Origin of the sequence: Moraxella equi (assembly GCF_002027555.1) — a bacterium.
Taxonomy (GTDB): Bacteria; Pseudomonadota; Gammaproteobacteria; order Pseudomonadales; family Moraxellaceae; genus Moraxella; species Moraxella equi.
On sequence record NZ_MXAP01000074.1, the window covers coordinates 1 to 22,758 of the forward strand.

Below are 22,758 nucleotides of genomic sequence, written 5' to 3' on the forward strand. Positions count from 1 at the left end.
AAGGTGCGTATTACGCACCATTAATAGATCTAGCCCAAAGCGGTGCGTATTACGCACCTTACCAACCAATTTTAAAAATTTAAAAGCGACTTTATTATGACAACTTTACACACCCTATCCGTCCGTGAAATCGCTGACGGTTTACACACCAAACAATTTAGCTCGGTTGAATTAACCCAGCATTTTTTAGACCGTATCGCAACGCACGACAAGGCGGTGAATAGCTTCGTTACCGTAACGGCTGACCTAGCCTTAGAACAAGCCCGCCTTGCTGATGATCTGCGTGCAAAAGGCGACACTCGCCCCCTTTTGGGCGTGCCAATGGCTCATAAGGATAACCTTTGCACACAAGGTGTTTTGACCACTTGTGGCTCAAAAATGCTGTCAAACTTTGTCGCTCCTTATAATGCAACCCTAGTGGAAAATATTGCCAATCAGGGCTTTATCAGTCTTGGCAAGCTCAATATGGACGAATTTGCGATGGGTTCGGACAATGAAAAATCCTACTTTGGAGCGGTGCACAACCCCTACGACCTAGACCGAGTTCCCGGTGGTTCGTCTGGTGGCAGTGCGTCTGCGGTAGCAAGTGGCTTTGTCCCTGTTGCGACAGGCTCGGACACAGGCGGTTCTATTCGTCAGCCCGCCAGCTTTTGTGGGGTAACAGGCATTAAGCCAACCTATGGGCGAGTGTCTCGCTTTGGTATGGTGGCGTATGCATCTAGTTTTGACCAAGCAGGGGCATTTGGGCGTTCGGCGTTGGACTGTGCCTATCTGTTGCAGGCGATGAGTGGCTATGACCCCAAAGACAGTACAAGTGTAAATAAAGAAGTACCAAACTGGGTAGGCGAATTAGATAAAGTCGCAAGCGACAAACCCCTAGCAGGACTAAGAGTAGGCGTACCGCAAGAATATTTTGGCACAGGACTAAACGCTGATGTCAAAGCCAAAATTGATGACGCCCTAAAAGTCTATCAAGAGCTTGGGGCAACGCTGGTTGATGTGCATTTGACCGACCCACAAATTACTTTGGCAACTTATTATCTACTTGCCCCTGCCGAAGCCAGCTCCAACTTGTCTCGTTTTGATGGCGTGCGTTATGGCTATCGCTGTGAAAATCCTGCCGATTTGCACGATTTGTACACACGCAGTCGCTCGGAAGGCTTTGGGGCAGAAGTGCAACGCCGTATCATTATGGGGACTTATGCCCTGTCAGCAGGTTATTTTGATGCCTATTATGTCAAGGCTCAAAAGGTTCGTAGACTCATTTTAAACGACTTTTTAAAAGCCTTTGAAACCTGCGACATCATCGCCACGCCAACCGCCCCAACGGTTGCCTACAAATTGGGCGAAAACCTGTCCCCTGCCGAAATCTATATGGGCGATGTTTATACCATTGGTGTGAATTTGGCGGGCTTGCCAAGTTTGTCGCACCCTGTGGGCTTTGTCGGTGGCTTGCCTGTGGGCTTGCAACTTATTGGCAAACATTGGGCGGAAAATACCCTGCTAAATACCACGCACGCTTATCAAGGGGCGACAGCGTTTCATAAAGAGTTGCCGAAATTGGGATAAATTTTATGTTAATAGAATCACCGCCCCATATTGAACAATTGGTTATCGCCCAAGCCTAAAGCGAACAATTAAGCGTTGCTCAGTTGATTGAAAAATGGGCAAGCGAAAACCAAGCCAAACAAACTCAATTAGGCAACCGTTTGCACGAGATTTTTGCCCAAGCGGATTTTCCAAGTTTGGACATACAAAGAACCGATATGCCAAGAGAAAAAGTATTGCATTTAATGGTATAAATTAGGGGCGGTATGGGCATTATATTTTTTGGATTAAACGGTCTGCAATTTCTATATACACTTTCTATGGTGTTAATGGTAATTGCATTCTTTACAGTACCAATATTTAGTCCAAAAATCTTACCCTATAAACTCTCTACATCCTTTTTTATAACACTATTTGTCGCCTATTGTTTACAATTTTTTATTTGGCTACAAATATATTATTTTATAGAAAATAAATCTGGAAATACATATGAAGCCATAGAAATAACTGTAAAATTTATACCTTATACACTAGGAGCAAGTTTTGTAGCAATGAGCTTGTATGGATTATTGATAAAATTTGCAATACCAACAGCAATAACGCTTGCGAGCTTATTATCAATTGTTAGCATATGGTTTTTTTATTTATATGACATAGGAGTTTTTGAATAAAACCCCATAAATAACCCAAAACAAGAGATTGATTATGACTGTTACCATTTGCCGTACCGAACAAAAATATGCCGAAGACGTTCAAAAACTTTATACCAATCCGAGTGTTTTTGCCCAAACTTTACATTTACCCAGTCAATCAAACGATAATTGGAAAAAGTGGCTTGGCAACATTCCTGATAATGTCCATTCTTTTGTGGCAATTATTAAGGATAATGATAAAGAAACGGTAGTTGGTAATATTGCCTTACGCATAGAGACCAACGAACGGCGAAAGCACATTGGCAATTTTGTCATTGCTGTCAGTGATGAATTTCAAGGGCAAGGCATTGGCAAAGCGTTATTAACCACCATTCTTGATTTGGCGGATAATTGGCTTAATTTAAAACGGGTAGAATTAACCGTTTATACCGACAATCAAAAAGCCATTGCCCTATATCAAAAATTTGGTTTTGTCATTGAAGGCGAACATAAGGCTTTTGCATTTAGAAATGGCGAATTTGTCAATGCTTATACAATGGCGAGAATTAAGGCTTAAAAAGTAGGAGTAATTATGCAAACGATTAGTTTTGAAGTCAATGATACCGTTTATCAAAATTTTATCAACAAAATTGGTAAAGAAAATTTGCAATTATATTTTGCCAATTTTGTCAATGATTATGGCAAAGATGATGACAATTATCCGCCTGCTTATCAAAAAATTGGAATGGCAAAACCTTTTAAAATTCCAGAGAATTTTGATGATGAAATGACGGATTTTAGTTAATGAATTATTTAATTGACACACACATTTTATTGTGGGCGTTATTAGACGACAAAAAATTTAGCAAAAAGGCAAGAGACATCATTCTTGCTAATAGCGATAGATTGTATTTTAGTAGCGTCAATGTTTGGGAAGTGGCAATTAAATATAATAAAAATCGCAACAACGGTTTTGATGATTTTATTGAGCCTGATTATTTTTATCAATTATTAAAAACGGCACGCTATAAAGAATTGGTTGTCAATAGTCAGCACGCCTTAGCGGTAAAAGATTTACCCAATATTCATCAAGACCCTTTTGATAGAATTTTAATCACCCAAGCCAAAGTAGAAAAATTAACTTTGATGACGGCTGATGAAAAGATTGAACAATATATTGGACATTATGACGATTTGTCCATTTTAATGGTTTAAATATTTATAGGAAAACTTTTATGACCCAATCCCTACTTATTGACGGCTATGAAGTTGTCATCGGCATTGAAATCCATTGCCAATTAAACACCGCCACCAAAATTTTCTCACCCGCCAGCACCGAATTTGGGCAAGAACCCAACACCCAAGCCAACATCATTGACTTGGCAATGCCAGGGGTGTTGCCTGTCCTAAATGCCGAAGTGGTTGAAAAAGCGGTAAAATTTGGACTTGGTGTCAATGCCCAAATCGGACAAATGAACGCCTTTGACCGCAAAAACTACTTCTACCCCGACCTACCCAAAGGCTACCAAACTTCACAAATGGCACACCCAATCGTGGGGCAAGGCTACATTGACATTTTGGTGAACGCAGGGGCAAAAAACGAATACACCAAACGCATTGGCATTACCCGTGCCCACCTTGAAGAAGACGCAGGCAAATCGGTGCACGATGCCGTGCCACAGATGACGGGCGTGGACTTAAACCGTGCTGGCACGCCACTCATTGAGATTGTCTCCGAGCCTGACATTCGCTCGGCGGACGAAGCGGTTGCCTATGTCAAGACCATTCACGAGCTGGTGACTTGGCTTGGCATTTCGGACGCGATTATGGCGGAAGGCTCATTCCGTGCCGACATCAATGTCTCGGTACACAAGCCTAACACGCCTTTTGGCACTCGCTGTGAGCTTAAAAACCTAAACTCGTTTCGCTTTATTGAGCGGGCGATTAAATCAGAAATTGAACGTCAAATTGACCTAATTGAAGACGGCGGAAAAGTGGTGCAAGCCACTCGTCTATACGACCCTGAAAAAGACGAAACTCGGGCAATGCGAACCAAAGAAGAAGCCAACGATTATCGTTATTTCCCCTGCCCTGATTTGCTCCCTGTGATGATTTCTGATGAATCGTTGCAAGCCATTAAAGACAAAATGCCAGAACTCCCAAGCGTGCGAAAAGAACGCTTTGTCAATGAATTAGGCTTATCGGCTTATGATGCCAATGTATTAAATGGTAGCCGAGAATTGTCCGATTATTTCTTGGCAGTGGTAGAAAAAATCGGTCAAGCCAATGCCAAAATCGGGGCAAACTGGATTATGGGCGATTTATTGGGTTCATTAAATAAAAATGAACTCACCATTGATAAATCTCCAATCAATGCCGAACGCCTAGCAGGGTTAATTGCCCGTATTTTGGATAATACTATTAGTGGTAAAATTGCCAAAGAAGTGTTTAATTATCTTTGGGAATCTGATAAAACCGCCGATGAAATCATCAATGAAAAAGGCTTAAAACAAGAAACCGACACAGGGGCAATTGAAGCCATTATTAAAGAAGTGCTTGCGGGTAATCAAGCAATGGTTGATGAATATAAAGGCGGAAAAGAAAAAGCCTTTAATGGACTGGTCGGACAAGTAATGAAAGCCAGCAAGGGCAAAGCCAATCCTGCACAGGTCAATGAGCTTTTGAAGAAGTTGATTGGGTGAGATATGGAGCGAAATTATCAAAAATTTCCTGAGACTGAAAACGGCAATGTTTTATGGCAACTCACCCAAAAACTAGGGGTATTGCCTGATGAAATCTTGGTGGATTTTGCCATTATTTTTCCAACCTATGAAAATGCTCTCAAATTCGGTATGTTTCTCCTAAAATTTGGTTATCGAGTTCAAGTCAATAATTTAGAAGACTTTCCTGATGTTGACAAGAATGGATATATGGGTGAAGTCATTGTGGGCATTTTTATGGAAATCAATGAGCCAAGTTTAACACAAGCGGAAAATTGGCTGGCAGAGAACTCTAAAAGCCTAAATGGTAAAAACGATGGTTGGGGATTTCTTGGTGATTAGCTTTGAGAGCAATCGGTAAAATGTTAATTTATCACGATTTAACTTTCATAACAAAGCAAAAACCACCCAACAAAAAAGGTATCGCCAAATCGTAATACCTTTTTTGAATAACTAACTTTTAAACCATTAAAAAAATCTGTTGAAGAAGTTGATTGTTTAATAAAATAAGCCCCAAATATCGGTTGGTGTTTGGGGTTTATTTTTGAGAGATTAAAATAATATGGCTAAGAAACTCAAAATTATTTCTTATACTTTTGCATTGTTCATTTTGATTATGTTTATTTATCTCAATCTACCCATTCATATTAAATATTATTTTAAAATCAAACAGGGGGATATTTTGATTGATAATATTGCAGACTATCAAAGCAAATTTCAAAAATTACCTGACGCCCAAGACTACAAAACATTGGAAAAATTACAATTTCCAAGCAAAAACGAATACATCTCCCCTGAGTATCAAAAAATCAATGAAACTGATTATAAATTAACTTATATAGAAGGCTTTGATTGCCCTTATTTAATGTGGTCAACTCAAAATAGAGAATGGCGAGTAGACTGCAATTAGTTTTTTAAATAATTTTAAATCCGTAGGTGCGTAACACGCACCATTAAAAGACTGATGAAAAACGATGCATAATACACACGCTACCACCACCCATTCTTTATCCAAAATAAATCATACAAATTTATTCACCCTTGCCAATACCCATTTAGACAATCTATTTAAACAAAATGGTAATAATGAATGGTTTATGACTGAATTTCCTTATGAATTTGATAAGGTAGATAGATATTGGCAAATTGATGAGTGTCATATTAACCCCAGCTTAAATTCAAAACCAATGATTTTGGTGGAATGCCAAATCACTTATCAACATTTAACTATGGCAACTTATCGCTTGTATTTTGATACCGATTATCAGCTTATTGATGAATTTTTTATTTGCGATTAACCATTTGAATTAACTAGGAAACCAAAATGCCCACCATCAAAGCCCTACTTCACTCCGCCGACAGCCTACTCATTAGTGCAGGGGCAGGCATGGGCGTGGATTCTGGCTTGCCTGATTTTCGGGGCAATACTGGTATGTGGCAAGCCTATCCCGAGCTTGGCAGACGGCAGATGGACTGTACCACCATCGCCAACCCCCAAGCCCACGCCTTGCTTGGGGATTTTATGGACACCGTTTGGCACTGTACAAAGCCACCACGCCCCACGCAGGCTTTGGTGAGTTATTGGCACTTGCTGACCGCCTTGATTTGCCTTATTTTGTCTTTACCAGCAATGTGGATGGGCAATTTGTTAAGGCAGGGTTTGATGCTGACAAGGTCTATGAATGTCACGGCTCTATTCATCATTTGCAATGTGTCATACCCTGCTCTGATAAGATTTGGACGGCGGACGACTTAACGCCTGTGATTGACAATGACAAATGCGAGTGGCTTGGGGAGCTACCCACTTGCCCTGACTGTGGCGGTTTGGCTCGTCCTAATATTTTGATGTTTGGCGACTTTGCTTGGCACTCTCATCGCATGGACGAGCAAGAAACTCGCCTGCACAAGTTTTTGATAACCCACCAAAATTCTGTTGTCATTGAGATTGGAGCAGGAACAGCAATTCCGACGGTTAGACGCTTTGGCGATGGCTTTTCCCCACGCCTGATTCGCATTAACCTGCGAGAACCTGCCACACCCCAAGGCGGTATTGGGCTTGGTATGACGGGCATACATGGGATAGATGAGATTTGGCGGGCGTTGTGTGAGTGATTGCTTGGCAATATACCTTAAAACAACAAATTTCAATCACGAACGAATCTCTCCATGTCCAAACACCACCCATTTTTGGGAAGTCAGCCCATGTAGTCCCACAGGCCCCCGAGCGTGGATTTTGTCCGTTGAGATACCAATCTCCGCCCCCAGTCCATACTCAAAGCCGTCTGCAAAACGGCTAGACGCATTGACCATGACCGAACTTGAATCCACTTCACGGATAAATCGCCCACTGTTCTCATAGCTGTTTGTGATGATCACGTCCGTATGGTGCGAGCCGTAGTGGTTAATGTGGGCAATGGCATGGTCTAGGTCGTCCACGACTTTTACCGCCAGCATGGGGGCAAGGTATTCGGTGTACCAATCGTCATCGGTGGCAGGCTCTATGTTTACGCCAGTATTTGCCAAAATCTCTTTGGATTTGTCGCACACCCTAAATATTATGGCATCATCCACGCCATGCATGGCTTGGGTAATCTGTGGCAAGGCGGTATTAGCAATGTCCGCATGAACGAGCAAAGTCTCCATGACATTACACGGCGAGTAGCGAGACGTTTTGGCATTGACGCACACCTTGACCACCATGTCCATGTCCGCCAGACTGTCCACATAAGTGTGGCAGTTGCCGTCTAGGTGCTTGATGACTGGCACACGGGCGTTATTGGCGATACGCTCTATCAGTCCCCGCCCGCCCCGTGGGATAATCACGTCCACCACGCCCACCATAGCGATGAGCTTATCCACCGCATTACGGTCGGTCGTGGTTAGCACTTGCACCGAGTCGGTCGGTAGCCCTGCCTGCTCCAAACCTATATGCACCGCATGGGCTAGGGCTTGGTTGGAGTGAAAGGCTTCTGAACCGCCACGCAGGATAATGGCGTTGCCTGATTTGATGGCAAGACTCCCTGCTTCTATGGTAACGTTGGGACGACTTTCATAAATCATACCAATCACGCCAAGCGGTACTCGCATTTTGCCAAGCTGTATGCCACTGGAACGGTAGGTCATCTCGCTCATCTCGCCAATAGGGTCGGCAAGAGCCATCACGTCATCAAGCGAGCTTAATATACCATTAAACACTTTATCACTGATAATAAGGCGGTCAAGTAAGGCACTATCTAGCCCTTTATCCTTGCCGTTTTGTATGTCTATCTCATTGGCGGATAAAATCTCATCTTTTTGGGCGATGAGAGTCGATTTGATACAGGCTAGGGCATGGTTTTTGGTTTTGGTGTCGGCTCGGGCAAGCGTAGCAGAAGCGGTTTTGGCACGCACGCCCACGTCATTCATGTAGGTGCTAAGGTCGGTCATGGTAATCCTTAATGTGAGTGATGGGCTTATATTAAAGGCATTTTTTATAAAAAGCAACTTTTATCAAAACAGCAGTAAAAACAGCTTGTCTCGCTGATACGCCATGACTTTTAAAAAGATGGTCTTGTAAAAACCATCTTTTTAAAACCATTTTTTAACATCACACTTTTTAAACCATGATTTTTAAAAACAAACACACACAAAAATGACGACCCAAAGCCGTCATTTTAAGGTTTTAGAAATGTATTTGTTTGTGGTTTATTTTACCTTGGCACGGTATTTAACCACGCTCGTACCACCAAGACCGATGTCTTCCAGCGTCCACCTTAGGGCTTTATAATCCGACAGGGGCAACTCTTGGACTTGTCCGCCGACATTGGCACGGATGGGCGAGCGGACAAAGCGACTGCCATCAATGGTTGCATGGGGGAATCTGGGGTGGATACCGCCAACCAGCTCCAAACTATCGGCAATGCTTAGGGTAACGTCCATCGAACGCACTCGCTCCGAGCTGTTGTTGGTGAATAGACCTTGATACTCTAAGATGTCGCCTGATTTGATGGGCGTACCGGCATTAATGGGGGTTAGTGTTTCTTGACCGTTGATGTTTTGCACGATGAACGCATTCACCACGCTTTGAATCCCTGCTGATGAGCCTTGGCGTTGGGGAGCTTGGGTTTGAGCAGGGGCTTGCAAGGGGCTGACCGCCATCGGAATCACGGCAGGGGCAGGGTTTTGATCCAATGGGTTATAAATAGGGGTACTTTGCGGGGCGACCGTGACCACCCTGCCTGCTGTTGGGGTGTTTAGCGTTGGGGCATTCCGATTGGCTTGGGGATTGGCGGTATAGCTAATCTCGCCTGCACTGGCTTGGTTTGGGACTGACTCTGTGGTCTCGGTCGGGGTAGGTAGCATGGCATGGGCTGACACAGCAACCGACAAGGCGGTCAGGGACAACACGGCAACACCGCCACGCAACATTTGGATAGGCATAATCATTCCTTCATTAACTCTATGGTAAAAATAAATGTCACCCATGATAGCATGAAAAGCTGTTGCGTGCGTTTATTTATGGTAACTTTCTGCCAAATTTTGGCTAAATGGCAAGACATAACAAAAGACGGCACGATAAAAAAGGCACAAAAGACAAGTCATGAGACAATAATTTGATGAGTTTTGCTGATTTTATGATAAAATTCATCAAAAACACCATCATAGCACGCCATGACCCACCCAAACCCCATCCACTGGTTTCGCCACTCCTTGCCCTACATCAATACCCACAGGGGCAAGACCTTTGTCGTCATGATGACTGGTGAGGCGCTCGCCCATGACAGCTTTGCCACGCTGGTGCAGGATTTGGCACTACTGCACAGCTTGGGCATTCGCTTGGTGCTGGTGCATGGGGCAAGGGTGCAGATAAATGATGCCCTAGCACAGGCGAGACTGTCCGATGACACACCCTTTTGCCATGGCGTGCGTGTTACCCCCACATCTGCCATGCCGACCATTTTGGCGGTGGTCGGACAGCTCACCCTAAAAATCCAAGGCGAGTTTTCCAAAGGGCTTGCCAACACTCCCTTATTTGGGGCAAAAATCAGTACAGTAACAGGCAACTTTGTCAATGCCAAACCCTTTGGCGTACGTCATGGCGTGGACTTTATGCAAACGGGCGAAGTCCGCCGTATCGACACCAAAGCCATCAAACACAGCCTTGACAATCATCACATCGTCATCGCCAACTCCATCGGCTTTTCGGCAACGGGTGATTTGTTTAATCTTGATGCCTTAGATGTCGCCACGCACATCGCCACATCACTGGTGGCGGATAAGCTCATCATCTTAGACAAAAGCCTGACCGACTCGCACGGCTCGCTCATCAAAGAACTCACCGCCACAGAAGCTCACGAGCTTATCGAAACATCCACGCACGTCCCCACACTCACGCACGCCATTCACGCCTGCCAGCATGGTGTGGGACGTGTTCAGCTCATCGACTTTGACAAAGATGATGCCTTACTGGGCGAGCTGTTCACCACAGACGGGCGTGGCACAATGATAAGCCAAAGCAACTACGACCACATCAGACGAGCCACCGCCCTTGACATCATCGGTATCATGGCAATCATTCACCCCCTAGAAGAGCAGGGCATTTTGGTCGCTCGCAGTCGTGAACGCCTAGAAGAGATGATAGATGAGTTTAGTGTCATGGAGCGAGATGGCAAAATCATCGGCTGTATCGCCGTGCATGAGTTAGACGATGAGAGCGTGGAGATTGCCAGCGTTGCCATGCATGGTGACTATCGTAGTGGCGAGCGTGGGGCGAACCTTTTAAAATTTGCCGAACAAAGTGCCAAACGCAGGGGCAAATCCCGTCTGTTTGCCCTGACCACACGCACCTTGCATTGGTTTATTGAACATGGATTTGGCGAAACCACCCCAAACGAGCTACCTTGTGAGCGGTTTAAACAATGGCAAAATGGGCGAAATTCTAAGGTGCTGATTAAACACATCTAACCCAACAATCGCCCAAAACAAAAACCCCAACACGTGGGGCTTTTGATGCTATCTTTGAAAAAAGACTTACTGAGCATTGGCGTTAACAGTCATATTCACGATGGGGTACTGTGAATCTTTACCAAACCACTTATCATAAATCTTATCATAAGTGCCGTCTTCTTTGACCTTTTTAAGACCACTATTAAGCTTATTTAGTAGCTCAGTATTGCCTTTTTGTACCACATAACCCAATTGTAAGTTTTTCTCTTTGGGTAGTTGCAGGGTGTAAATCTCTTTGCCTTCTGCTTTTGGTAAAAAGCCTTGTAGCGCCACCACGTTGTCAATCATGACATCGCTATGACCTTGGATGACGTTTTGAAAGGCAAGGAAGTTACTTTTTACGCCATGCTTTTCATTGCCCTTTGGTACATACTCTTCATCAACGATGGTTTCCATGACGATGTTCTTTTGTACAGCGATGGTTTTACCAGTGATGTCATTAATGGATTGTGGACGACCTTCTGCCTCCAAGCCCAAAAATGCCAATGGCAACTCAAAATAAGACTCCGAGTAATCCACCACTTCTTGACGCTCGGGCAGGATAAAGATGGATGATGCCCCCAAATCGTCCTTACCCTCTTGTACCGATGGGACAATATTTAAAATCTCATTGGCTTGATAATCAGGCTTAAACCCTTCTTTTTCGTCAATGGCGTTTAGCAGGTCAACATCAAACCCAACGATTTTACCATTTTCGTCCAAATACTCAAAAGGTGGGTAATAAGGGTCAATCGCCACACGATAAGTCGGCAGATTGGCAGTGTCTTTGGGTGCGTCCGCTTGTTGGGCACTGCTCTCTGCTGGGGCGGTTGTGGTTGCTGACTGTGGGCGGTCTCTTGGGTGGGTGCTGACTCTTTGTTACAAGCAGTCAAGGCAAATACACTCATCAATGCCAAACTTAGGCACTTGGTGCGAAATAGGATACGGCTCATGATAAAATCCAAATGATTGTTATTAAAGGCAAAGACAAAAAACATTACTTAAAGTGTGGTTTTTGATATTCTAGCAGATCTTAAAAAGAATACAATACAATTTATCACGAAAAACCAACAGTTTGGTAATGCTACATCCATTATCCATCAGCCAAATCTCATCACAAGACAGACCTACCGCCCCCACCGCTTCGCCACACCCTGTATTAACAAACAAATAATCCCCGACCAAATCAGCCCAAAACTTGTCAGCATTTGCCATTCAACCACCCCGCCGAGCACCGTAATGGCAAGAACAAACAATAACGCAGGTTCAAGATAACCGAGCAATCCGAACAAGGACGTGGGTAATAAGCGGTTGGCTTCTAGGTTCGCCTGTTGTGATAACACGCTGATGAGCCCCAAACCGATGACCTTTAATATCATCACAGGCGTGCCGATGACCGCCGACATCGCAGACGCATGAAAGCACAATACCACAAGGCAAATGGGGGCAATAATACTCAAATCCACAAACAGCCCTGTCAAGGCAGGGATATTTTGTCGCCGTCTCATTACATAAAAAATCGGATAAGTCAAACACACCCAAAACGTCGCCCAGCTGACCTGCCCTGTCCGCACAATCTCCATGCCCACACCCACACCTGCACACGCCACCGCCAGCCACTGCAAGCGAGTGAGTCTCTCACCCATGACAAAGCCGACCAGCACCATCACCAGCGGAAATAAAAAATAGCCCATAGACACCGCCACACCATGACCGTTTAGGGGTGCATAGACAAACAGCCACAGCTGACTGGCAAGAATGGGCGTGGGAGCAAGTAGCCACGCCCAGCCCCGAATCCCCTTGACCCGAGACAGCCCGCCCAGCACAGCGTCCCATTTGCCAAGCACGCTGATGAGTGCCACCAAACACCCCCACATCATGACCATCCGCCACAAAAACACCGCCGTCCCTGTCAAGGGCGGTAGCCACTTGCCATAGGCATAGACCATCGCAAACATGACATTGGACAAAATGGCAAGGGTTACACCTAGGGCAAGGGTGTTTTTGGGCAGGGCAAATTGGGCGGGTAGGGCAAGGTTCATGGCTTGGCTGATACATTGATAACAGATGACGTATTATAAAAGGTTTGTTTGATAAAAATTTTTATCTTTTATCATTATGATGATTAATTTTTGCAAAAATTGGCTATTTTTGATAAAATTTACCAAAAATTTTACTTGCCAGCCATGACCCAAAACCTAGATGACACCGACAAAACCCTGCTAAACCTACTCCAAGACGACTGCACCCTACCACTTAAAACCCTTGCCGAGTATACAGGCACATCGCCTGCCACTGTACAACGGCGTATCGGTCAGCTCTGTCAAGACAAAATCATCACCAAACAAGTCGCCATCATCGACCCTGTTAAAGTCGGTCAAACCCTAAGCGTCATCGTACTGGTAAAAATGGCACAGTCTAGCGTATCCATGCAACAGCGTTTTGAGCGTATCAGTCAGCACCACAGCGAGATTGTGGCGTGCTATGAGATTTCGGGCGATTATGATTTTGCTCTCATGGTACATAGCCCGTCCATGCAAGCCTACCACGCCTTTACCCGAGCGGTGCTAACTGCCGAGAATAATGTCGCCCATTTTAACAGCCAATTTATCATGAATTTTGTCAAATCAAGCACCAAAATCACGCTTTAACTGCTAGGGCGTGTTGAATATTGGTATTTGCAATGAAAAATGAGAAAAATCGCCCGTTTTTCAAGGAAAAATGAAGTTTGATAGTCGTTCTATCAAACGAGCTTTTGACGATGAAAAACAAGATTTAGCCATTTTTCATGCAAAAATTGATTGATATTGTCAAATTTTCATCTTATTTTATAAAAATGTTATCAATGTTCAACATGCCCTAAGGATTATCATGAAATACACCCCCCTTTTGGTCGCCATGCTTACCCTGTGTGCCTGCGACAAATCCGCCACCGAGCATAACTTTGCCCCTGCCACAAGTCAGTCGCCTGCCGAGCAACCGAGCAAGCCGTCCACCCCCGAGAACCCCCATGACCTACAAGCTCTTGCCAGTGAGCTTAGCACATCCGACCCATCTGTCCTGCCTGATGTACAGCCACTAACCACCACTGATGGCAAAATCGCCCTTGACAAGACCCACATTCTCACCGACACGCCTAAGGCAGACACAGCAACGTATGACTACCCCATCGCCCTTGATAGCATGGCGGTAAAAAACTACGCCAAAGCCTATAACATCACGGACAAACAAGCCCAACACAGCATGGTCATCGCCATGGCAAGCCCCGAAGTGCTAAGCAAAATCCTAGACCAATTAAGAGACGGCAAATACATCGCCCATCAGCTCACCGATGGGTCAGACATGACGCTCGTCATCACGACCACCCCTGATGTCGTGGCGGATAAGTTTGATTATGTCTTTGCCGATGAGTTCGGGCGTGGTTTGGTGTTGCCAGTGATAATACAGCCCAAGGAATGACGTTAAAAGAAATGATGTTAAAGATGTTATTCTCAAGGCATGGTTAGGACGGACAATAGCCCGCCCTGCCCATGTGTTGTATTTAGATGAGTGCTTGTGTCAATTTATTATCACACATTATGCAGTCCAAACTGCGATTTAACTTCATGTTTAAAGCGTTTGACCACCGCCAACGCATCTTTTAACAAATCACGCTCCAAGGTAGAAAGTAGCTCGGTATCCACCTGATTGGGACTAATCGGCTCGCCATTTCGCACATAAAACAGCCCTGCTTTTAGGCGTAAATTCATCAAATACGCCAACGCATCTGCTGTGTCTTTGGCGAGTTGTTCGCTGATAATCCCTTGATTTTTAAGGGTAATTAGACGGTCAAAAGTCCCTGTTTCATCAAGGCAGGCTTTTAGTGCCAACGCACGCACGCCATGCACCACAGGGAATAACCCCATTTTTTTGATGTCCATTTTGTGTGTTTCGCCCTTACCCAAAATCTTGGCAAAAAAGCCCCGATTATGCTCATCAAACTGCATAATCGCACGGGCAAAATTCATCTGCATGCCCACGTCTTTATCCAAATGGGCGTTCAGATGGCGTTTGACTTCATCAAGCAAATCCGCCTTGCCTGCCACCGCTCGTGCATCCAAAAATATCGCCATGTCCATAAGGCTCTCACCATCGGCACTTTTGCACCAATGGGCGACCGTGCGTTTAAAGTCGCTGACTGTTTGACACCATTTGGGATTGGATGTCATAATTCCGCCCATACATGGCGGATAGCCGAACTTGGCAAGCGTCTCGGAGAACTTGACGGCATATTCATGCAAGGCGGTCATGTCCACATCGTCATCGGCAATTAGGGCGTTGTCTTGGTCGGTTTTTAACACCTGCTCGCCCCGTCCTTCTGAACCCATCACAATCAGGCAAGTTTTGGCAACCATCTGGGGCGGTGCAATCAGCCCCCACGCCTTTTCAAAGAGTTGTCCGTTTAAGACTTGCATGAGTTTGGCAAGCTGCAGGGCACTCATACCGCCTGCTTGCAAGGACGACACCGAATCGGTCATTTGCTGGGCGATTTGAGCAAGCTCGGACAAAGTATCGGCACGGTGCAAACGCTCGGCAACCAAATGGCTGTGGCTAGACAAATACGCCAAAATGTCCATCTGCTCCAAAAGCCCAATAATGCGTCCATTGTCCTTAACGGCAAGGCGTTGAATGCGGTGGCTCATCATCGTGAGTAAGGCGTTGAACAAAAAATCTTCGCCGTCAATGCCAATAATATTAAAATTGGCGTGGCTATAAATCGGCTCGTCCGTCTTGCCCCCACTGGCAATGACATCACGAAATGCCGATTCGGTAATTAGACCGATGTTGCCATCGTGATTGACCAGCACCGATTTGCTTTTATTGTCTTTCATTAGGCGGGCAAGCTCGGCAAGGGTCAGCCCGCCATCAACGCTTAGGGTACTGTGGTGGTAAGCGTCAGCGACTTTGGCGTGAAACAGCCCAGAAATGTCCTGTCCATCGTGGGGAGCAAGGCTGTTAAAGCGTTCGGCAATGCCTGTATAAAAGTATGCCCCAAAGCGGACATTTGAGCCAATCAAATTTAAAATCAATGACTTAGGAATGGCATAAACCAAAGACTGCTCGGCGCAAATAAAGCTGTGGGCGGAAGTCGCTTCAAACAAAGCACGGGCTTCAAAGCTGTCATTGGTGCGATACAGTGCCACCACTTCGCCATCATCGCCAAGCTCTTTGACCACGCCTTTGATGACGACATAGAGTGCATCCATCGGCTCGCCTGCCTTGATAATCGGGGCGTTGTCGTCAAAAAAGACGATTTGCACTTGTTTTTGTAGCTGTTTTTGTTCGGCGGGGTTTAGGGTGTTGTAGGGGGCGAAGTTGAAGTTAAATCTATCCATGATGGCTTATCCGTGCTTTCTGGTTGGTAAACATTATAGCATAAAATAACCACAGGACAAGGCGTCAGGCACGCTAAGCATCAGGCAAGCGATACATCCAAATGGCGGTCGCCAAACAAAGTATGCTTGTCAGCACCGCCACCCAAAGCTTGTCGGCAGGCAGTCGCCAAAACAAAAACGCACTGGATGCCGTCATCATGCTCCACGCCAGATATTTGGCAAAGCGTGGCATGGCACGTCGCTCTTCCCAGTCGATGAGCATTTTACCAAAAATCTTGTGCCTGATGAGCCAGCCATGAAACCGCCGTGAGCTTTTCGCCCAGCAGTAACCTGCCAGCAGGATAAATACCGTGGTCGGCATACCGGGCAGTATCGCCCCCAAAATCCCAAACCCCACAAAAATAAACCCCATGATAAAAAACGCCCAACGTAACAAGACATTCTGATGCATGCCGTGTTTGGGCAGTTGTGATGATGGGGTATGGTTGGGGTCGGTATAATCAGGGTCAGTGTGGTCGGACATGGCAATACAACAATCAAGGCAGGCTTGTACCTGCTATCGACAAGACGGTAGGCAGGCTCATCTTGCCATAAAAGCCCTATTATAGCACTTTGGCAGTCAGGGTGAGATTTAAAATATTGAAAATAAAAATCGCCCACCTTTATAGGGCGATACAGCATAGCATAAATAAGGCATGTTTGTAAACATAAATGATTATTATTTTTTTGTTTACAAATTGATAAAAATAGGTTATTTTATATCGGTTTTTAATATGTGTTTCACACAGGTGATTTATGAGCGAACTTACCCTAACCGAAGCCCTAAAAGAGCATTCACGCACCACCCACGATGCCGTGGACAACCTTGTCATGAGCATGGAGCCTTTTGCCAGTCATGACAACTACCGCAAATTTTTGCAAGCCCAGTATGAGTTTCACAGCACCGTAAACCCCATTTATCATAATGAAAAGCTAGCCAGTCAAATTGACGGCTTGGCGGAGCTTGCCCGTCTTGACCGTGTCAAATCCGACATGAAAGACCTAGAAGCCACCCCTTTTGACAGGGACGTAGAAACCCCCACCTTTACCGACAGTGAAGCCATCGGCTGGCTCTACTGCGTAGAAGGCTCAAACGTGGGGGCGGCGATTTTATACAAAGAAGCAGGCAAAATTGACCTGTCCGATGAATTCGGTGCATCTCATCTGGCAGCCCATGCAGACGGACGTATGCCTCATTGGCGTGCCACCAAAGCCAAAATCAATGCCTTGCCTTTAAGTGATGATGATAAACAATCTGCCATGAAAGGGGCAGATGATGCCTTTGCTTACTTTAAGCGAGTGATTCGTAAAGTGTACGGTACTCAAGCGTAATTATGCTATACTAAGTCGTTTGCTTCATCAAACGGCTTAGTTTTTGGTGTATGATATGATAAATTATCTAAATTCTCATTGGCAGTTTATATTTTCTCACGGTCATCAAACCCTTTTTGATAATCTCATCACCCACTACCAACAGCCCCACCGTCATTATCATAATCTCACCCATTTATCTGAATGTTTTATGTGGTTTGATGAAATAAAGGATAATTTATATCGTCCCGATTTGGTTGCCATTGCCCTTTTTTATCATGACGTAATTTATAATCCCAAAAGCCCCACCAATGAATACGACAGCTCGGTCATAATGAAGGATGAATTACAAGGCATGTTGTCCGATATAGATATTGGTATTACTGAGCGTTATATTCTTGCCACCAAAGATCATATCAATCCTTTAACGGGTGATGATAAGGCAGATTTGGATTATTTATTGGATATTGATTTGGCGATATTGGGAAGTGATTTTGATAGATTTGATGAATATAATCATCAAATCAGGCAAGAATATGCGTGGGTCAATCGTTTTATTTATCATGTTAAAAGAAAATCGGTGTTAAAAGGATTTTATAACAAGGAGCGAATTTATTTAACCAATTATTTTTATCAAGCGTTAGAAAATAAAGCAAGGGGTAACTTGAAAAGATATTTGTAATTCAAAATCCCCAACAACAAAAACCGCCCCATTTGGAGCGGTTTTACACCAGTCAAGCAATTACTGCTCAATGCCCTTCATTGTCAATTTAATGCGTCCACGATTGTCAATGTCTTGGACTTGAACTTTGACAGTTTGCCCTTCGGCTAGGTAGTCGGTTACATTCTCAACACGCTCATCAGAGATTTGGCTGATATGCACCAAGCCGTCCGTACCTGGTAAAATGGTAACAAATGCCCCAAACTCCACAATACGAGCCACCGTCCCTGTATAGACCGCACCCACTTCCACTTCGGCGGTGATGGCTTCAATCTTGGCGATGGCGGCACGGGTAGACGCCTTTGACTCGCCAAAGATACGGATTGTACCGTTGTCGTCAATGTCCACAGTCGCCCCTGTCTCTTCGGTCAAGGCACGAATGGTTGCCCCACCCTTACCAATCACATCACGGATTTTTTCAGGGTTAATCTCAATGGTGGCATAGTTTGGAGCGTGAGCGTTAATCTCGGTGCGAGATGTGGCAATGACTTCATTCATGGCATTTAGGATATGAATACGCCCTGCATGCGCTTGTTTTAGGGCTTGCTCCATGATGTCGGCGGTAATGCCTTCAATCTTGATGTCCATTTGTAGGGCGGTGATACCATTGACCGAACCTGCCACTTTAAAGTCCATATCGCCCAAATGGTCTTCATCACCCAAAATGTCCGACAGCACCGCAAAACGCTCGCCTTCTTTGACCAATCCCATGGCGATACCTGCCACAGGGGCTTTTAGTGGCACGCCTGCATCCATAAGCGACAATGACGCACCGCACACGCTCGCCATAGAGCTTGAACCATTAGACTCGGTAATGTCCGACACCACACGAATGGTATAAGGGAAACGCTCCGCCTTAGGCAATACCGCTTGCACGCCACGGCGAGCCAGACGACCATGCCCGATTTCACGGCGTTTTGGGCCACCTTCACGACCTGTCTCGCCCACCGAATAATGTGGGAAATTATAATGTAGCATAAAGTGGTCTTGCTTGGTGCCTGACAGCGTATCCACAAGGTTCACATCACGGCTTGTGCCTAGCGTTGTGGTTACAAGGGCTTGGGTCTCGCCACGGGTAAACAAGGCAGAACCATGCGTATAAGGCAACACGCCCACTTGGATATCGAGTGCTCGCACGGTCTCCAAATCACGACCGTCAATACGGGGCTTGCCTGATAGAATGTTATCACGCACGGTGCGGTATTTTAGGGTTTCAAACAGCTCTTTGATTTGAGCGACTTTGTCGGCATAGTCTTCTGCCGTCTCATCACCCGCCAGTGCCAAGGCTTCTGTGGCAAGCTCATCTAAGCGGGCATAGCGATCTTGCTTGACGGTAATGGTGTAGGCTTCGCTGACTTTGGCGGTGAACTGCTCTTTTAGTTGGGCGTTTAGCTCTTCGTTAATGGCAGGGGCGACAAATTCGGCTTTGGCATTGCCTACCGCTGCCGCAAAGGCATTGATGTTATCAATGACAATTTGTTGCTGGGCGTGTCCGTACAGCACCGCACCCAGCATTTGGTCTTCTGATAGCTCGTCTGCTTCGGATTCCACCATCAGTACGGCTGATTTGGTACCCGCCACCACTAGGTCAAGCGAGCTGTCTTTCATTTGGGCAAGGCTTGGGTTTAGAATGTATTCATTGCCAATAAAGCCCACACGAGCCGCCCCGATAGGACCGCTAAACGGAGCGGGAGAGATGGTCAACGCCGCAGACGCACCAATCATCGCTGCAATGTCGGCATCTTGGGTTTTGCCTGATGAGATGACGGTTGCCGTTACTTGGATTTCGTTAAAATACCCTTCTGGGAATAGCGGGCGGATTGGACGGTCAATCAGACGAGAAGTCAAAGTTTCAAATTCTGACGCACGACCTTCACGCTTGCCATAGCCCCCTGGGATTTTACCCGAAGCGTACATTTTTTCTTGGTAGTTTACGGTCAATGGGAAAAAGTTTTGCCCTGCCACGGCTTCGGGACGCACCACAACCGCCACCAGTACCGACACATCGCCCATATGCACAAGCACGCTGTTGGCTTGGCGAGCGACACGCCCTGTTTCTAGGACAACTTGCTGATTGCCATATTGAAATTCTTGACGAATGATGTTAAACATAGGTTTTCCTTAAATGATTGGGTTTGTCATTGATAAGATGATTTAAAGCCCTAAGAGATGTTTTTTGGATATTTAAAAATTGTATGGGAAAATTTATTTAACTTTAACCAAAATCAATACTTTATCACAGGGCAAGTTGCAATTTGCCCCTACAAATCCGTCCAAAAAATCATCAGTTTATAACGTTAAAAAAACATCTCTTAGAGTTCTAAATCTCACCCTTATCAATAATTTATAAACTTAAAACAACAAAAACGGCACGCAAACGCACACCGTTTTTGACAAAATTAGACAGCCTAATTTGAAATTAACGGCGTAGTCCAAGCTCAGCGATAAGCGCAGAGTAACGCTCGGTGTCTTTGCCTTTTAGGTAGTCTAGCAATTTACGGCGTTGGTTTACCATACGGATAAGACCACGGCGACTGTGATGGTCAGCTTTGTGGGCTTTGAAGTGGTCTTGTAGGTCGTTGATACGAGCGGTCAATAGAGCCACTTGCACTTCTGGGCTACCAGTGTCATTTTCGCCACGTTTGAATTTGGCGATAATCTCTTCACGTTGTTGGTTGGTTAGCATAACTAATCCTTAAAATACGCAATGCGGATACATACAGGCAAACATTGCATTGCTAAGGTTTGCCTAAGCCCTATCCCCATAGATAGGGCAATTTTGTCATTATAGCATAAAAATTTTAAAAAAGCATTAAAAATCCCCGCCATACAGTTTTGGGCGTAGGGTGCGTAACACGCACCATTTAGGTTGATAAATACTCCTTCAATCTCGAATTAAATATTTTAAATTATTGATTATTAAGTAATTTTTAGGTTGTAAGGGCGAATTGTAATTCGCTCTTGATAAATCCATCACTGATATAAGGTTGAGAATAGCAAATCTTGGTGCGTGGTATGCACCTTACCACCACCCCCAAAGCCATATTTTAGACCTGCACCACTTTAACAGGTTGCAGTCGCCCACTCATCGCCACTTGCCCAAGCCCGACAAACTCATCATCATGATATAGCCGAATTTGTACAGTCTCATCAGTAAAGCTCACATCATCAAGGCGGTCTTTGATATTTAGCCGTTGCCCCATTTTAATGCGTGCCGTTTCGTCTATGGTGAGTTTGATAATAGGTAAATGATTAAGCAGAACATCAACGGGTAATAGCTTGCCAAATCGCTCATCAAATGACAAATTCGCCAAATCATCAAGGCTTATCGCCCCTGCCACGTCAAATCCACCCGTACTGGTGCGGTGCAAAGCGGTCAAATGCCCCACCGTGCCAAGACGCTCGGCTACCGTCTCGCCCAGCACTCGCACATAAGTACCTTTGGAGCAGATGACATCAAGGGCGATTTCATCATTGCTTAATTTATTTAAAGCCAAATGATGAATGACAATGGGGCGTGGAGCTCGCTCTATCTCAATGCCGTCTCGGGCGTATTCGTAGAGTTTTTTGCCGTCTTTTTTTAGGGCGGAGTACATGGGCGGGGTTTGTTGTTGTTCACCCAATAAATCGCAAGCCAATTCATCAAGCCCCTGCTCGTCAAAGGTTGGCACATTTTTTTGGGCGATGATTTGCCCTTCTTTGTCGCCTGTGTCGGTCTGCTCGCCAAGTTTGATAATGGCGGTGTAGCCCTTATCGGCGTCTAGCCCAAAGGAGCTAAATTTGGTCGCGTCCCCTAAACAAATCGGCAAAAGCCCTGTCGCCATGGGGTCAAGCGTGCCTGTATGACCTGCTTTTTTGCTGTCAAAATCTGACGACATAAACAGGCGTTTGGCTTGGGCAAGAGCCGAATGCGAACTGATGCCGCTTGGCTTATCTAAGAGTAGCACCCCAGAAACGATTTGTTTTGCCATTAGCTGTTATCCACGTCATCAGAGCTACTCTCGCCCGTCTTTTTCATGGCTTCATTCACCAGATTCATCATGTGGTTGCCGTGAGCGGTAACTTCATCATAGTGAAAACGTAGGCGTGGCGTGGTGCGGGTTTTCATGGTAGCTGACAGCTCGGTACGCAAAAAGCCCGAGGCGTTTTTTAATACCTGCAGGCTCTCACGGTGAGCATCAATGTTCATGCCACCGTCCGTATCGCCATTTTTGGACGGCTCCAAAATGGTTACATAAACATCGGCATAACCCAAATCAGGGCTAACTTTAACACTAGAAATGGTAACAAATCCCGTCAGGCGTGGGTCGTTAATCTCATCACGGATAAGCACCGACAAGGTACGCTGAATCTGGTCGGCTAGGCGTTGTAAGCGTTGGCTCATGGTTTTCTCTCTTGTTGTTTGGTTTTTGGCGGTTATTGATGGGGTTAGTATAGCCGATTTTTGT

The 22,758-nt window shown here is 45.3% G+C and carries 26 protein-coding genes and 1 pseudogene; 16 read left to right on the forward strand and 11 right to left on the reverse strand.

The window, feature by feature from the left end; all coding sequences use genetic code 11:
- Nucleotides 1–96: 96 nt before the first annotated feature.
- The 11 genes and pseudogenes from gatA to B5J93_RS07620 all read left to right on the forward strand — a co-directional run bounded on the left by gatA (nt 97) and on the right by B5J93_RS07620 (nt 7,012).
- Nucleotides 97–1,569: an Asp-tRNA(Asn)/Glu-tRNA(Gln) amidotransferase subunit GatA gene (gatA, locus tag B5J93_RS07575; RefSeq protein WP_079325840.1), complete on the forward strand. Its 1,473-nt coding sequence runs from the start codon at nt 97–99 to the stop codon at nt 1,567–1,569.
- An 83-nt stretch (nt 1,570–1,652) separates the two neighbouring features.
- Nucleotides 1,653–1,802, forward strand: coding sequence for a hypothetical protein (locus B5J93_RS13525; protein WP_158080711.1), 150 nt, complete (start codon nt 1,653–1,655; stop codon nt 1,800–1,802).
- A gap of 12 nt (nt 1,803–1,814) precedes the next feature.
- On the forward strand, nt 1,815–2,219 hold the full coding sequence (locus B5J93_RS07580) for a hypothetical protein (RefSeq protein ID WP_079325841.1): 405 nt from the start codon (nt 1,815–1,817) through the stop codon (nt 2,217–2,219).
- A 34-nt stretch (nt 2,220–2,253) separates the two neighbouring features.
- On the forward strand, nt 2,254–2,757 hold the full coding sequence (locus tag B5J93_RS07585; RefSeq protein ID WP_079325842.1) for a GNAT family N-acetyltransferase: 504 nt from the start codon (nt 2,254–2,256) through the stop codon (nt 2,755–2,757).
- Nucleotides 2,758–2,772: 15 nt separating this feature from the next.
- Nucleotides 2,773–2,985 (forward strand): hypothetical protein, encoded by a 213-nt coding sequence (locus tag B5J93_RS07590; protein ID WP_079325843.1) that lies wholly within the window; start codon nt 2,773–2,775, stop codon nt 2,983–2,985.
- A complete protein-coding gene (locus B5J93_RS07595; RefSeq protein ID WP_079325844.1) occupies nt 2,985–3,395 on the forward strand; it encodes a type II toxin-antitoxin system VapC family toxin in 411 nt (136 codons plus the stop codon). The genes B5J93_RS07590 and B5J93_RS07595 overlap by 1 nt, the downstream gene beginning before the upstream one ends.
- A 20-nt stretch (nt 3,396–3,415) precedes the next feature.
- Nucleotides 3,416–4,882, forward strand: coding sequence for an Asp-tRNA(Asn)/Glu-tRNA(Gln) amidotransferase subunit GatB (gene gatB, locus B5J93_RS07600; protein ID WP_079325845.1), 1,467 nt, complete (start codon nt 3,416–3,418; stop codon nt 4,880–4,882).
- 3 nt (nt 4,883–4,885) lie between these two features.
- The gene (locus tag B5J93_RS07605) at nt 4,886–5,242 is read left to right on the forward strand and encodes a ribonuclease E inhibitor RraB (RefSeq protein WP_079325846.1); all 357 of its coding nucleotides are present in this window, start codon (nt 4,886–4,888) and stop codon (nt 5,240–5,242) included.
- A gap of 220 nt (nt 5,243–5,462) precedes the next feature.
- Nucleotides 5,463–5,810, forward strand: a complete 348-nt coding sequence (locus tag B5J93_RS07610; protein ID WP_079325847.1) for a hypothetical protein — start codon at nt 5,463–5,465, stop codon at nt 5,808–5,810.
- A 187-nt stretch (nt 5,811–5,997) separates the two neighbouring features.
- On the forward strand, nt 5,998–6,198 hold the full coding sequence (locus tag B5J93_RS13345; RefSeq protein WP_143823509.1) for a hypothetical protein: 201 nt from the start codon (nt 5,998–6,000) through the stop codon (nt 6,196–6,198).
- Nucleotides 6,199–6,224: 26 nt separating this feature from the next.
- A pseudogene (locus tag B5J93_RS07620) lies at nt 6,225–7,012 on the forward strand (SIR2 family NAD-dependent protein deacylase).
- A 36-nt stretch (nt 7,013–7,048) separates the two neighbouring features.
- Here B5J93_RS07620 and B5J93_RS07625 read toward each other — a convergent pair.
- Both B5J93_RS07625 and B5J93_RS14015 read right to left on the reverse strand, forming a co-directional pair.
- Nucleotides 7,049–8,326: a glutamate-5-semialdehyde dehydrogenase gene (locus B5J93_RS07625; protein ID WP_079325849.1), complete on the reverse strand. Its 1,278-nt coding sequence runs from the start codon at nt 8,324–8,326 to the stop codon at nt 7,049–7,051.
- Nucleotides 8,327–8,584: 258 nt separating this feature from the next.
- The gene (locus tag B5J93_RS14015) at nt 8,585–9,319 is read right to left on the reverse strand and encodes a hypothetical protein (protein WP_228144900.1); all 735 of its coding nucleotides are present in this window, start codon (nt 9,317–9,319) and stop codon (nt 8,585–8,587) included.
- A gap of 231 nt (nt 9,320–9,550) precedes the next feature.
- Between B5J93_RS14015 and argA the strand changes: the two genes are divergently transcribed.
- Nucleotides 9,551–10,843: an amino-acid N-acetyltransferase gene (gene argA, locus B5J93_RS07635; protein ID WP_079325850.1), complete on the forward strand. Its 1,293-nt coding sequence runs from the start codon at nt 9,551–9,553 to the stop codon at nt 10,841–10,843.
- 66 nt (nt 10,844–10,909) lie between these two features.
- On the opposite strand, the gene B5J93_RS07640 is transcribed toward argA, so the two are convergent.
- The 3 genes from B5J93_RS07640 to rarD form a co-directional block, all read right to left on the reverse strand.
- On the reverse strand, nt 10,910–11,623 hold the full coding sequence (locus B5J93_RS07640; RefSeq protein ID WP_158080712.1) for a substrate-binding periplasmic protein: 714 nt from the start codon (nt 11,621–11,623) through the stop codon (nt 10,910–10,912).
- A complete protein-coding gene (locus tag B5J93_RS13350; RefSeq protein WP_143823510.1) occupies nt 11,542–11,817 on the reverse strand; it encodes a hypothetical protein in 276 nt (91 codons plus the stop codon). The genes B5J93_RS07640 and B5J93_RS13350 overlap by 82 nt, the downstream gene beginning before the upstream one ends.
- Nucleotides 11,818–11,991: 174 nt before the next feature.
- Nucleotides 11,992–12,906, reverse strand: coding sequence for an EamA family transporter RarD (gene rarD / locus B5J93_RS07645; protein WP_079325852.1), 915 nt, complete (start codon nt 12,904–12,906; stop codon nt 11,992–11,994).
- A gap of 144 nt (nt 12,907–13,050) precedes the next feature.
- Between rarD and B5J93_RS07650 the strand changes: the two genes are divergently transcribed.
- Together B5J93_RS07650 and B5J93_RS07655 are read left to right on the forward strand one after the other, a co-directional pair.
- On the forward strand, nt 13,051–13,515 hold the full coding sequence (locus B5J93_RS07650; RefSeq protein ID WP_079325868.1) for an Lrp/AsnC family transcriptional regulator: 465 nt from the start codon (nt 13,051–13,053) through the stop codon (nt 13,513–13,515).
- 220 nt (nt 13,516–13,735) lie between these two features.
- Nucleotides 13,736–14,323, forward strand: coding sequence for a hypothetical protein (locus tag B5J93_RS07655; RefSeq protein ID WP_079325853.1), 588 nt, complete (start codon nt 13,736–13,738; stop codon nt 14,321–14,323).
- Between the two features lie 110 nt (nt 14,324–14,433).
- On the opposite strand, the gene B5J93_RS07660 is transcribed toward B5J93_RS07655, so the two are convergent.
- Together B5J93_RS07660 and B5J93_RS07665 are read right to left on the reverse strand one after the other, a co-directional pair.
- Nucleotides 14,434–16,239, reverse strand: coding sequence for a DUF294 nucleotidyltransferase-like domain-containing protein (locus B5J93_RS07660; RefSeq protein WP_079325854.1), 1,806 nt, complete (start codon nt 16,237–16,239; stop codon nt 14,434–14,436).
- A gap of 73 nt (nt 16,240–16,312) precedes the next feature.
- Nucleotides 16,313–16,762: a YbaN family protein gene (locus B5J93_RS07665; RefSeq protein WP_079325855.1), complete on the reverse strand. Its 450-nt coding sequence runs from the start codon at nt 16,760–16,762 to the stop codon at nt 16,313–16,315.
- 272 nt (nt 16,763–17,034) lie between these two features.
- Here B5J93_RS07665 and B5J93_RS07670 point away from each other — a divergent pair, with 272 nt between their 5' ends.
- Nucleotides 17,035–17,610 carry a biliverdin-producing heme oxygenase gene (locus tag B5J93_RS07670; protein WP_079325856.1) on the forward strand — a complete coding sequence of 192 codons (576 nt, stop codon included), beginning with the start codon at nt 17,035–17,037 and terminating at the stop codon, nt 17,608–17,610.
- 55 nt (nt 17,611–17,665) lie between these two features.
- Nucleotides 17,666–18,271: an HD domain-containing protein gene (locus tag B5J93_RS07675; protein ID WP_079325857.1), complete on the forward strand. Its 606-nt coding sequence runs from the start codon at nt 17,666–17,668 to the stop codon at nt 18,269–18,271.
- Between the two features lie 60 nt (nt 18,272–18,331).
- Here B5J93_RS07675 and pnp read toward each other — a convergent pair whose 3' ends face one another.
- The 4 genes from pnp to B5J93_RS07695 all read right to left on the reverse strand — a co-directional run bounded on the left by pnp (nt 18,332) and on the right by B5J93_RS07695 (nt 22,694).
- Complete coding sequence (gene pnp / locus B5J93_RS07680; RefSeq protein WP_079325858.1) at nt 18,332–20,422, reverse strand: polyribonucleotide nucleotidyltransferase; 2,091 nt, start codon at nt 20,420–20,422, stop codon at nt 18,332–18,334.
- 307 nt (nt 20,423–20,729) lie between these two features.
- On the reverse strand, nt 20,730–20,996 hold the full coding sequence (rpsO, locus tag B5J93_RS07685; protein ID WP_079325859.1) for a 30S ribosomal protein S15: 267 nt from the start codon (nt 20,994–20,996) through the stop codon (nt 20,730–20,732).
- 361 nt (nt 20,997–21,357) lie between these two features.
- The gene (gene truB / locus B5J93_RS07690; RefSeq protein ID WP_079325860.1) at nt 21,358–22,281 is read right to left on the reverse strand and encodes a tRNA pseudouridine(55) synthase TruB; all 924 of its coding nucleotides are present in this window, start codon (nt 22,279–22,281) and stop codon (nt 21,358–21,360) included.
- On the reverse strand, nt 22,281–22,694 hold the full coding sequence (locus B5J93_RS07695; RefSeq protein ID WP_079325861.1) for a ribosome-binding factor A: 414 nt from the start codon (nt 22,692–22,694) through the stop codon (nt 22,281–22,283). The genes truB and B5J93_RS07695 overlap by 1 nt, the downstream gene beginning before the upstream one ends.
- Between the last annotated feature and the right edge of the window lie 64 nt (nt 22,695–22,758).